The 12,098-nt window shown below is 34.6% G+C and carries 10 protein-coding genes; 9 read left to right on the top strand and 1 reads right to left on the bottom strand.

Annotated elements, in window-relative coordinates; all coding sequences use genetic code 11:
* The first annotated feature begins 94 nt into the window (after positions 1-94).
* The 9 genes from cotE to ACXY7N_RS07710 all read left to right on the top strand — a co-directional run bounded on the left by cotE (position 95) and on the right by ACXY7N_RS07710 (position 11,163).
* Positions 95-637, top strand: coding sequence for an outer spore coat protein CotE (gene cotE / locus ACXY7N_RS07750; RefSeq protein WP_001288800.1), 543 nt, complete (start codon positions 95-97; stop codon positions 635-637).
* 181 nt (positions 638-818) lie between these two features.
* Positions 819-3,497: a DNA mismatch repair protein MutS gene (mutS, locus tag ACXY7N_RS07745; protein WP_016135229.1), complete on the top strand. Its 2,679-nt coding sequence runs from the start codon at positions 819-821 to the stop codon at positions 3,495-3,497.
* Positions 3,498-3,505: 8 nt separating this feature from the next.
* Positions 3,506-5,449, top strand: coding sequence for a DNA mismatch repair endonuclease MutL (mutL, locus tag ACXY7N_RS07740; RefSeq protein ID WP_016135228.1), 1,944 nt, complete (start codon positions 3,506-3,508; stop codon positions 5,447-5,449).
* A 266-nt stretch (positions 5,450-5,715) separates the two neighbouring features.
* On the top strand, positions 5,716-6,420 hold the full coding sequence (locus ACXY7N_RS07735) for a lantibiotic protection ABC transporter ATP-binding protein (RefSeq protein WP_016135227.1): 705 nt from the start codon (positions 5,716-5,718) through the stop codon (positions 6,418-6,420).
* Between the two features lie 3 nt (positions 6,421-6,423).
* A complete protein-coding gene (locus ACXY7N_RS07730) occupies positions 6,424-7,176 on the top strand; it encodes a lantibiotic immunity ABC transporter MutE/EpiE family permease subunit (RefSeq protein WP_016135226.1) in 753 nt (250 codons plus the stop codon).
* Between the two features lies 1 nt (position 7,177).
* Positions 7,178-7,936, top strand: a complete 759-nt coding sequence (locus ACXY7N_RS07725) for a lantibiotic immunity ABC transporter MutG family permease subunit (protein ID WP_016135225.1) — start codon at positions 7,178-7,180, stop codon at positions 7,934-7,936.
* Positions 7,937-7,976: 40 nt separating this feature from the next.
* Positions 7,977-8,639, top strand: coding sequence for a response regulator transcription factor (locus tag ACXY7N_RS07720; protein WP_016135224.1), 663 nt, complete (start codon positions 7,977-7,979; stop codon positions 8,637-8,639).
* The gene (locus ACXY7N_RS07715; protein WP_016135223.1) at positions 8,627-9,988 is read left to right on the top strand and encodes a sensor histidine kinase; all 1,362 of its coding nucleotides are present in this window, start codon (positions 8,627-8,629) and stop codon (positions 9,986-9,988) included. The genes ACXY7N_RS07720 and ACXY7N_RS07715 overlap by 13 nt, the downstream gene beginning before the upstream one ends.
* 188 nt (positions 9,989-10,176) lie before the next feature.
* Positions 10,177-11,163: a choloylglycine hydrolase family protein gene (locus ACXY7N_RS07710; RefSeq protein ID WP_016135222.1), complete on the top strand. Its 987-nt coding sequence runs from the start codon at positions 10,177-10,179 to the stop codon at positions 11,161-11,163.
* A gap of 365 nt (positions 11,164-11,528) precedes the next feature.
* On the opposite strand, the gene ACXY7N_RS07705 is transcribed toward ACXY7N_RS07710, so the two are convergent.
* Positions 11,529-11,714 (bottom strand): hypothetical protein, encoded by a 186-nt coding sequence (locus ACXY7N_RS07705; RefSeq protein WP_016086655.1) that lies wholly within the window; start codon positions 11,712-11,714, stop codon positions 11,529-11,531.
* Positions 11,715-12,098: the final 384 nt, after the last annotated feature.

Genomic DNA, 12,098 nt, shown 5'->3' with positions numbered 1-12,098 from the left:
GTGGGTTAACGTAAGTTCTTCTCGAAAAAAGAATGACACATTCCGCTATTGTCACGCATATGATTAAGTGAATAGTGATTGAGGAGGGTTACGAATGTCCGAATTTAGAGAGATTATTACAAAAGCAGTGGTTGGAAAAGGACGTAAGTATACAAAGTCAACGCATACATGTGAATCGAATAATGAGCCAACAAGTATTTTAGGGTGCTGGGTAATTAACCACTCGTACGAAGCAAGAAAGAATGGAAAGCATGTGGAAATTGAAGGTTTCTATGATGTGAACACTTGGTATTCATTTGATGGTAATACAAAGACAGAAGTTGTAACAGAACGTGTGAACTACACTGATGAAGTAAGTATTGGGTATCGTGATAAAAACTTTTCTGGTGATGATTTAGAAATTATTGCTCGTGTCATTCAGCCACCAAATTGTTTAGAAGCTCTTGTATCACCAAATGGTAATAAAATTGTTGTAACTGTAGAACGTGAATTTGTAACAGAAGTAGTTGGCGAAACAAAAATTTGTGTAAGTGTAAACCCTGAAGGTTGTGTAGAATCAGACGAAGATTTCCAAATCGATGATGATGAGTTTGAAGAGTTAGATCCGAACTTTATTGTTGATGCAGAAGAAGAGTAATAGAAAGCTAGGGAGAAGTTCTTCCTAGCTTTTTACTTTACATAAGTAGTGCTTGAATGAACATGATTCCTTATGAAATGTGCTATAATGAAGAAAGACTCCTGAAATAGGAGATATGAGTGTCCGTGAAATGTGACATATATGAATATAGATTATTATGTAAGAATTATGGAGGAAAAGTATGACGCAATATACGCCTATGATACAGCAATATTTAAAGGTTAAGGCAGACTATCAAGATGCCTTTTTATTTTTCCGCTTAGGTGATTTTTATGAAATGTTCTTTGAAGATGCGGTTAAAGCAGCTCATGAACTTGAAATTACATTAACGAGCCGAGATGGTGGTAGTAGTGATCGTATACCGATGTGCGGTGTACCACATCATGCAGCTAAAAATTATATTGAACAACTTGTTGAAAAAGGATATAAAGTAGCTGTTTGTGAGCAAGTGGAAGATCCAAAAACAGCTAAAGGTGTAGTGCGCCGTGAAGTCGTACAACTAATTACGCCAGGAACGATGATGGAAGGGCGTACGATTGATGAGAAAGAAAATAACTTCTTAGCAGCATTAACACATTTTGAAGATGGATCATATGCTTTAGCTTGTAATGATTTAACGACTGGACAAAATACAGTAACGTTGTTAACAGGTTCAGTAGAAGATATTTTATTAGAAGTGTATGCAACTGGTTCAAAAGAAATTGTTGTAGATTCTACATTTTCAAAAGATGAATTAAATAAATTAACTGAAACATTAAAAATGACGATTTCGTATGAAGATGCAACAACTATTCCGGAAGGATTAGAACATCTTGTGAAAAATGTTTCACAAGCAAAGTTAATTAAAGCAATTGGACGCTTATTTAACTATGTAATAAGAACACAGAAACGTTCGTTAGATCACTTGCAACCAGTGGAAATTTATTATACGAACCAGTTTATGAAAATTGATGTGCATTCAAAGCGAAATTTAGAACTGACAGAAACACTTCGAACAAAAGAAAAAACAGGATCATTATTATGGCTATTAGATAAAACGAAAACAGCTATGGGTGGTCGTATGTTAAAACAGTGGATGGAACGTCCACTTATTCAAAAAGAAAAAGTTGAAGAGCGTTTAGAAATGGTTGAAACGTTTGTAAATGATTACTTCTTACGTGAAGATTTAAAGGAAAAGTTAAAAGAAGTATATGATTTAGAACGTTTAGCAGGGAAAGTTGCATTTGGTAATGTGAATGCACGGGACTTATTACAGTTAAGACGATCTTTACTTCAAGTACCAGCTATTTTAGAAGCGATTAGTCTGTTAGATAATGCGTATGCAGCAAGGTTAATTCAAGGTGCAGATCCATGTGAGAGCTTAACTGAATTACTAGGAAGAAGTATTCAAGAAAACCCACCGCTTTCTATTAAAGATGGAGATATTATTAAAGACGGTTATAATGACAAGCTTGATCAATATCGTTACGTTAGTAAAAACGGGAAAACGTGGATCGCTGAGCTTGAAAAACGAGAGCGCGATATTACAGGAGTTAAATCGTTAAAAATCGGGTACAACCGTATTTTTGGCTACTACATTGAAGTGACGAAGGCGAATCTTGGAGCATTACCAGAAGGTCGCTATGAGCGTAAACAAACGCTTGCTAATGCTGAACGTTTCATTACAGATGAACTGAAAGAAAAAGAAACATTAATCTTAGAAGCAGAAGAAAAAATTGTACAACTAGAATATGATCTATTTACAGCGCTGCGTGAAGAAGTAAAAGTATTTATTCCGAAATTACAGCATTTAGCGAAAGTAATTAGTGAATTAGATGTACTGCAAAGTTTTGCGACAGTTAGTGAAGAAGAACAGTTTGTAAAACCTGTACTAACAACGAAGCGTGAAATCTTTATTAAAGATGGTCGCCATCCTGTCGTTGAAAAAGTATTGAACGGGAAATTGTATGTACCGAATGATTGTATTATGCCAGAGAAAATGGATGTCTTTTTAATTACAGGACCGAACATGTCTGGTAAAAGTACGTATATGAGACAATTAGCACTTGTAACTGTTATGTCACAGATTGGTTGTTTCGTACCAGCGACAGAAGCAGTATTACCTGTATTTGATCAAATCTTTACGAGAATTGGTGCAGCGGATGATTTAATTTCCGGTCAAAGTACATTTATGGTCGAAATGTTAGAAGCGAAAAATGCCATTGCAAACGCATCAGAAAGAAGTTTAATTTTATTCGATGAAATTGGACGCGGTACATCTACGTATGATGGTATGGCACTTGCACAAGCAATCATTGAGCATATTCATGACCAAATTGGTGCAAAAACATTATTCTCTACGCATTATCATGAATTGACGGTGCTAGAAGAAAGTTTAGATCAACTGAAGAATGTACATGTTTCAGCTATTGAAGAGAACGGAAAAGTAGTATTCCTTCATAAAATTCAAGATGGAGCGGCTGATAAAAGTTACGGAATTCACGTTGCACAACTTGCGGAGCTTCCAGATAGTTTAATTGCTCGCGCGAAAGAAGTGTTAGCGCAACTAGAAGGACAAGAAGAAATTGTTATTCCAAAGCGTGTAGAAGTGAAAGAGCAAGAGCAAGAAGTTATTCCAGAACCTGTAGTTGTAAAAGAAGCGCCAGTAGAAATACAAGAGACGAAAGTAGAGACTGAAGAAGAATCACAACTATCATTCTTTGGTGGAGAACAGTCTTCGAAAAAACAAGACAGGCCAGTTCTAGATGCAAAAGAAACGGCAGTACTTGCGCAAATTAAAAAAATTGATTTACTTGATATGACACCTTTAGAAGCGATGAATGAATTGTATCGCTTACAGAAAAAGTTAAAGAAAGGATGAGTAAGTAGATGGGGAAAATTCGCAAACTCGATGACCAACTCTCTAACTTAATTGCGGCAGGGGAAGTAGTAGAGCGCCCTGCCTCAGTCGTAAAAGAACTTGTGGAAAATTCTATCGATGCGAATAGTACATCTATTGAAATCCACTTAGAAGAAGCTGGTTTATCAAAAATTCGCATCATTGATAATGGGGATGGCATTGCAGAAGAAGATTGTATCGTCGCTTTTGAACGACATGCGACGAGCAAAATTAAAGATGAAAACGATCTGTTTCGCATTAGAACACTCGGTTTCCGTGGTGAGGCATTGCCGAGTATTGCCTCAGTTAGTGAATTAGAATTAATCACTAGCACAGGTGATGCACCTGGTACGCACCTTATGATTAAAGGTGGAGACATTATAAAGCAAGAGAAAACAGCGAGCCGAAAAGGAACAGATATTACAGTACAAAACTTATTCTTTAATACACCAGCGCGTCTTAAATATATGAAAACCATTCATACAGAGCTTGGGAATATTACAGATATCGTGTATCGTATTGCAATGTCACATCCAGAAGTATCATTAAAGTTGTTTCATAATGAAAAGAAATTGCTTCACACATCAGGAAATGGTGATGTAAGACAAGTACTTGCATCAATTTACAGTATTCAAGTTGCGAAGAAGCTTATTCCAATTGAAGCGGAATCTTTAGATTTCACAATTAAAGGTTATGTAACATTACCAGAAGTAACGAGAGCATCTCGAAATTATATGTCAACGATCGTAAATGGTCGCTATGTTCGAAATTTCGTATTAATGAAAGCCATTCAGCAAGGATACCATACATTACTGCCAGTCGGACGATATCCAATCGGCTTCTTATCGATTGAAATGGATCCAATGCTTGTTGACGTTAACGTACATCCAGCGAAATTAGAAGTTCGTTTTAGTAAAGAACAAGAATTGCTAAAGCTTATCGAAGAAACATTGCAATCGGCATTCAAAAAAATACAGCTCATTCCAGATGCAGGTGTAACAACGAAGAAAAAAGAAAAAGATGAAAGTGTGCAAGAACAGTTTCAGTTTGAGCATGCGAAGCCGAAAGAACCATCTATGCCGGACATCGTTTTACCGACTGGCATGGATGAAAAACGAGAAGAACCACTGGCTGTGAAACAGCCAGCACAACTGTGGCAACCACCGAAGCGAGAATGGCAGCCACCACAGTCGCTCGTAAGAGAAGAACAAAGTTGGCAGCCATCTATTAAACCGATAATGGAAGAACCAATTCGAGAAGAGAAACCGTGGAACAGTAACGATGAAGACTTTGAATTAGAGGAATTGGAAGAAGAAGTTCAGGAAATAGAAGAGATTGAAATGAACGGTAATGACTTACCACCGCTTTATCCAATTGGACAAATGCATGGAACATATATTTTCGCTCAAAATGATAAAGGTTTATATATGATTGACCAACATGCCGCGCAGGAACGTATTAATTATGAATACTTCCGTGATAAAGTAGGAAGAGTAGCGCAAGAAGTACAAGAGCTACTTGTACCATACCGTATTGACTTATCTCTTACTGAATTTTTACGTGTCGAAGAGCAACTAGAAGAACTGAAAAAAGTTGGACTGTTCTTAGAGCAATTCGGTCATCAATCCTTTATCGTCCGTTCACATCCAACGTGGTTCCCAAAAGGACAAGAAACAGACATTATCGACGAAATGATGGAACAAGTCGTCAAACTAAAAAAAGTTGATATTAAAAAGTTACGTGAAGAAGCAGCCATCATGATGAGCTGTAAAGCATCGATTAAAGCAAATCAATATTTAACGAACGATCAAATATTTGCTTTACTGGAAGAACTACGTACAACAACAAACCCATACACATGCCCGCACGGAAGACCGATTCTTGTACATCATTCTACTTATGAGTTGGAGAAGATGTTTAAGAGGGTTATGTAGGGATACTGTGATTTTAGATATGATTTAATAAAAAAGAAGCGATGAAATAAATCGCTTCTTTTTTTATTTGTATTTATTTTAAAATCTATTTTTTGTTTAATAAATTATTCATCCGTAACCAAGTATAGAAAAATCATATGAATTCATAGTTTTATGCAGGTTGCATGTGAAAACTTCTTTTTCTCTCTATGTTTTTTCTTTTCCTTATAGAATCCTTATAATTGTCGTTTACTCTAGAATTACAATATACGAGGAGGAAGTTTAGGATGAATGAGATTATGTTAGAAACAAAAAATCTTTGTAAAACATTTAGAAAGCAAAGTGTAGTACAAAATATTTCGCTTTCTGTACCGAAATATGCAATTTATGGATTGTTAGGTCCTAATGGGGCAGGGAAATCGACAACTTTAAAAATGATAACAGGTATGCTTATACCTACTTCTGGTGAGATTTATTTTGATGGTCATAAATGGACGCGGCAAGATTTACATTCTATTGGTGCTTTAATTGAGTCTCCGCCACTTTATGAAAATTTAACAGCAAGAGAAAATCTGCAGGTTCGTACGACTGTTTTAGGTTTGCCTAAATCAAGGATTGATGAAGTATTGCATGTTGTGGAGCTAGAGAATACAGATAGGAAAAAAGCGAGGGAATTTTCTATGGGGATGAAGCAAAGATTGGGAATTGCAATTGCATTGCTGAATCATCCGAAGTTTTTAATATTAGATGAACCGATGAATGGACTAGATCCTTTTGGGATTCAGGAATTAAGAAAACTAATCCTTTCCTTTCCCGCAAAAGGAATTACTGTCATTTTATCCAGTCATATTTTAAGCGAAGTAAGTCAAATTGCAGATCATGTTGGGATTATCTCAGGCGGTGTATTGGGGTATCAGGGGAAACTGAATAAGGATGATGACCTAGAAGATTTATTTGTACAAGTGGCTGGAAAGTACAGAAGGGAGGCATAAGAAATGAATCTATATATTGCATCTGAAAAAATTAAAATTAAACATACTTTTTTGAACAAACTTATATGGCTAGTTCCATTTGCTACAATACTAATTGCTTTTTTATTATCGGCGGATTATTTTCAATTATCTAGTTACAACTGGTGGTACATTACGATGCTTCCAGGAATGATTTCTTTAAGTTGTGTACTTCTTGCGGAGAAAGATAATAAAATGAATAATCGTTCTATCTTATCGTTACCAGTTTCATTAAAACGAGTATGGATTTCTAAAGTATTACTAATTTTAGGGATTTTGAGCTTTTCATGCATACTTTTTTTCTGTGGAATCCAGTTATCTAGTTTACTATTAAATAAGGAGAATTTCCGAATCATTCCTACAGTAAATGCGCTAGTAGGAAGTGTTCTTTTAATCGTTACTTTTATGTGGCAAATTCCGATATGTTTGTTTTTAGGTAATAAATTAGGTCTATTTCCGACACTTTTATTGAATATAGGGGCAAATGGACTTTTTGGGGTTGTATTAGCAACAGAAAATATTTGGATGATTAGTCCATACACATATCCAAGTAGACTTATGGTTCCTATTTTAAAAATACTACCAAATGGTTTATATGCAGAAACCGGAAGTGTAACGTTCAAACCAGAACTCCTTTCCTACGATGCAATTCTGCCAGGCGTGGCAATTTCTGTCGTGTTGTTCATTTTGTTCACTTATATGACGGCAAAATGGTTTGAAAAGCAGGAGGCAAAATAAAATGACAGTCTGGTCGAGAATATTAAGAGCCGATTTTATAAAAATGAAACATACGTTTTTTTTCTGGATACATATAGCGATGCCAATCATCGGTATTGCTCTTTTTTTAAGTTATTCTTCCATTTCAAAAGTTGATTCTATAAACAAGGTTTCAGGATATATTCAAGTATTATCGATATCTTTTCCGTTGCTAATTAGCATTGTGTGTTCTTCTGTTGTGGAACAAGAGGCTGTGGCAGCGAATTTTAAAGAACTTTTATCAACGGAATACGGAAGGCGTAAAGCATTTATTAGTAAAGTATGTTTACTTTTAATATGTGGGTTTTGTTCAACTATGTTGGCAGTCGTTGGGTTTGCGGTAGGGTGTCATTTTCTGTTAGGACAAAATGACTTTCCATTTGCTTTGTATGTTGAAATTTCCTTCATTCTTTTTGGTTGTCAAATCTTTATGTATATATGGCATCTGTTCTTAAATTTTCGTTTTAGTAAAGGTACTTCCATTGGGATTGGAATTATAGAAATCTTGCTGGCAGCTTTAATGCTTACAGGGATGGGAGATGTGATTTGGAAATACACGCCATGTGCGTGGAGTGTGAGATTATGCAATTATTTTTTGGAACACAAATTGAGTCCCGATTCTATTCATGTCTTACAAGTAGAGGCAAAAATGGGAGCGGTGATTTGCGTTTGTTTCACGATCATTGCATTTGTTATTTCCCTTATGTGGTTTTCCTTTTATGAAGGACGCAAAGAAATGTAAATGCATTTGTATTATAATGGAAACGAGGGGGAGATTCTATATGGCAAGAATATTAGCAATTGATGATGAGGACGGTATCCTTTATATTATTAAAAGTGCTTTAGAGAAAGAAGGTCATGAGGTAACGGCCGTTAGTAATCCTCTTACAATATCAAAGGATAAATTTTGTCATTATGATTTAATTCTATTAGATGTCATGATGCCAGAAATAGATGGATTTGCACTGTGTAAGGAAATACGAGATTTGGTCGATAGTCCAATTGTGTTTCTAACTGCCAAAACAATGGAGAAGGATCTGATTACAGGGCTTAGCCTTGGCGGAGATGACTATATTACAAAACCTTTTGGAATTGGAGAACTGCGTGCGAGGGTGTCTGCACATGTAAGGCGTGAGCATAGAGAAAAGCAAAATGCATTTTTTCTATCAGGTCTTACATTTCATCTATCATGTAAAGAAATATGGCATGAAGATACATCTATCGCATTTACGAAAAGTGAGTACGGAATTTGTGAATATTTAGCTTTGAATCATGGGCAAGTATTTTCAAGAGAAAAGATTTACGAAAATGTTTTCGGATATGAGGGAGAAAGTGATAACCAAGTAATTGTAGAACATATTAAAAATATTCGTCAAAAATTATGTAAGCATGACATGAATCCAATAGAAACAGTATGGGGAATTGGTTATAAATGGAGAAAGTAAAAAAACAAGTCAACCTTAGCAAAATATTAATCCGGTATATCTTTGCATTTTCAATAGGGACGATTGCATTAGTTACTTTTTTTATGATTCTATTCCAAATTGGAGTTAACACAGAGATAATCCTTCCAGCAAATTATTATGAGAAACAGATTGAGTCGCAAAGAGACGCCATAGTTAAAGCTGAACAGGACGATGATCAAATTTTAAAACAATATAAATATGCAGTGTATGATTTTTCAGGAAACGCTATTCAAGGGAGTATAAATAAAGATTATGCGGAGCAAATATGGAATAACATGCAGAATGATGAAAAAGGCGATAGTAAGTACTACTATGCAATTATAGAACGCGATAAAGATGTTTGTGTCATTCTATATACTTTACATGCAAATTTTAAAAACCCTTTTTTGCAGAAGTATTTACCGAGTCCGGAAGTTTGTGAAATTGTCCTTTTTATTCTATTATTTGTTGCTGAAGTGATATTTCTATCTCGCTATTTTGGTAAATCATTGTCAAAGGAAATGCTGATTTTGAGAAATGTAACGGATAAAATTCAAAAGGAAGATTTAGATTTTCGAGTAGAACAATCTAAAATAATAGAAGTGAATGAAGTATTAAATTCTTTAGTAAAAATGAAAGATGAATTGAATAGTTCCTTACGTACACAGTGGGATATGGAAACGAATAGAAGAGAGCAAATTGCTGCTTTGGCACATGATATTAAGACACCATTAACGATACTGAGAGGGAATGCCGAGCTACTAAATGAATCAACGCTAGATTCAAATCAGAAGAAATGTAATGAGCATATTTTGAAAAGTGTTGATGAGATGGAACTGTATATGAAAACTTTACTCGACATTACGAAATGTGAAGAAGGCACTTCACTTCAATTTAAGCAAATAGATCTACATAAATTTATTAGTAATATTATAGAAGAAAGTGCAATTTGTGTTTTGGACAAACAGTTAAATCTAATTAAAAATGTTCAGGATATACCAAATTTGATTCATGTTGATGAGACTGCTTTGAAAAGGGCTATTATGAATATAATGATGAATGCAATTGAATATTCTCCAACAAATGGTGACTTGATGTTTTCAGTGGAAATGATTAGTGAAAAACTGCAATTTATTGTAGAGGACTCGGGAAGAGGATTTACAGAAGAGGAAATAAATTCAGCTACAGAGCAGTTTTATAGAGGAGATAAAAGTAGAAACTCTAAAAATCATCATGGAATGGGTTTATACATTGCTAAAAACTTTGCAAAGCAGCACGGTGGAAACCTTTACTTAAGTAATTCGGAAAAGCTGCGCGGTGCAAAAGTTGTTTTGGAAATATCAGTGTAGTAGAGAGGGTACAGATTATAACAAGTCGCTCCTTTTTAATATAATTCATTTATCAACTAGAGATAACCTCAACCTATTTGTAATGTATATGTGCTTTACCAATTTTTTGTAAGGAAAGAGGTTTTTAATTTACAGATTTATCGGAATTATGTAAAGTGTAGATAAAACCATAAAACGGGGTGTTCTTTATGTGTACTAGTTTGACATTACAGACAAAAAACGGTCAGCATCTTTTTGCAAGAACGATGGACTTCACATTAGATATGAATCAAGAAGTAATAATCATTCCTCGACATTACCAGTGGAATAATATAACTGGTGAAATTATTAATACGAAACATGCTACGGTCGGAATGGGGATTAATCATCACGGAAGGGTCATTATGGCGGACGGAGTAAATGAAGCTGGTATGACATGTGCAACACTCTATTTTCCAGGATTCGCTGCTTATAGTCAAAGCATAGATGACAACAAAACGAATTTGGCTCCATTTGATTTTGTGACTTGGAGTCTCACGCAATTCAATTCTGTCAAAGAGTTAAAGAAATCTGTAGATAGCCTTACCTTTTTGGATATACCATTACCGGATTTAGGACTTACGCCACCACTACATTGGATTTTAGCGGATAAATGGGGAGATTGTATTGTACTGGAGCCGACAAATGAAGGATTAAAAATGTATGATAACCCACTAGGAGTGATGACGAATAGTCCGGAGTTTAATTGGCATTTGCAAAATTTAAGGCAATATATAGGCCTTAAATCGCAGCCATTCGCACCAACTGAGTGGAGTAATGTACCATTAAGTGCTTTTGGTCAGGGCTCAGGTTCAATGGGACTTCCAGGGGACTTCACTCCGCCATCAAGGTTTGTGCGAGCAGCATATGGTAAACAAAACATTCAAGGTATAGATAGTGAAGAAGAGGGAGTATCGGCCCTATTTCATATCTTATCAAATTGCGAGGTTCCTAAAGGCGGAGTAATAACAGAAGAAGGTGCATTAGATAATACCATTTATACAAGCGTAATGTGTATGGAGTCCGGAACATATTATTATCATACTTACGATTGTAGACAAATTATAGCCATTCATTTATTTCATGAAAATTTAGATGCAGATGAGATTAAAGTCTATCCGTTCCAACGGAAACAAAAAATATTTTATGAAAACTAAGTTGCTTTGAAACTGCGTTTGGTAAATTTAAAAAAATATATAATAGAGCAATAACGGCCTATAAAAAGTAGGGATTGGAAGGGATATAAATTCAATCCAATAACTTCTAGAAGGCCTATTAAAGTACCATTAAGTAAAATAAACATGGAAGTACTTTATTTATAAATAGTAAAGAACAAAAAGGTATGGAAAATATCCATACCTTTTTTGTTCTTCCATTATCTATGTATAAAAAAGCGCCGTATATCAGCACTTTTTAAAGGTACGTAAATTGTATAATAAAGATTTCTACATTATGAAACACATAACTATGCATGGCCAAATATTGATTCTTATTTGGCTAATTGTTATAAGGATCAATATGATTATTTATTTTTATTATTATTAATTTTTTCAGTATATAGCACCTGTTCTTTATAGTGCTTCTTAATGGGGAAGTTATGTGTGCCTGAGCCGTTTTTGTATGTTTTATTGATGGGGTTCTTTAGAGGAACTGTTGTAGTTTCAGTAAATTCATATGGGTAATTTATTTTAGATTTATCTTCAAACATGAAAATGCCTCCTTCTTAGGATTTCCTGAATTCTTTACTATAACATGATATGCATATAGATTTTTTTGGGACTAGTTATTTATATAGCTTAATGGAATTTAATTACGAAACTACTGAAATATTTCAAAGGAAAATAATTTGAGAAATATATGATAAAGATTTCTTTTATTTGTTAGGGAAGATAATTTTGCATATATATTCGTTATAAATTGTTTTTATAATATGGTATATATAGGTTTTTCTTGATGATATAATGCAGGAGATTATAGTGTTATTAGGTTATTAGGAACATTTAATGCTGTTTCATAACTGAAAGGAAATTGAAAAAAAACTGAAATTTTTCTCATAAAAATTCAATCTAACTTGAAAAATGAAAGGAAAATG

Source organism: Bacillus sp. 5w2 (assembly GCF_054353775.1).
The sequence above is the reverse complement of the archived record's forward strand: the minus strand, read 5'-3'. Positions and strand labels throughout refer to the sequence as shown.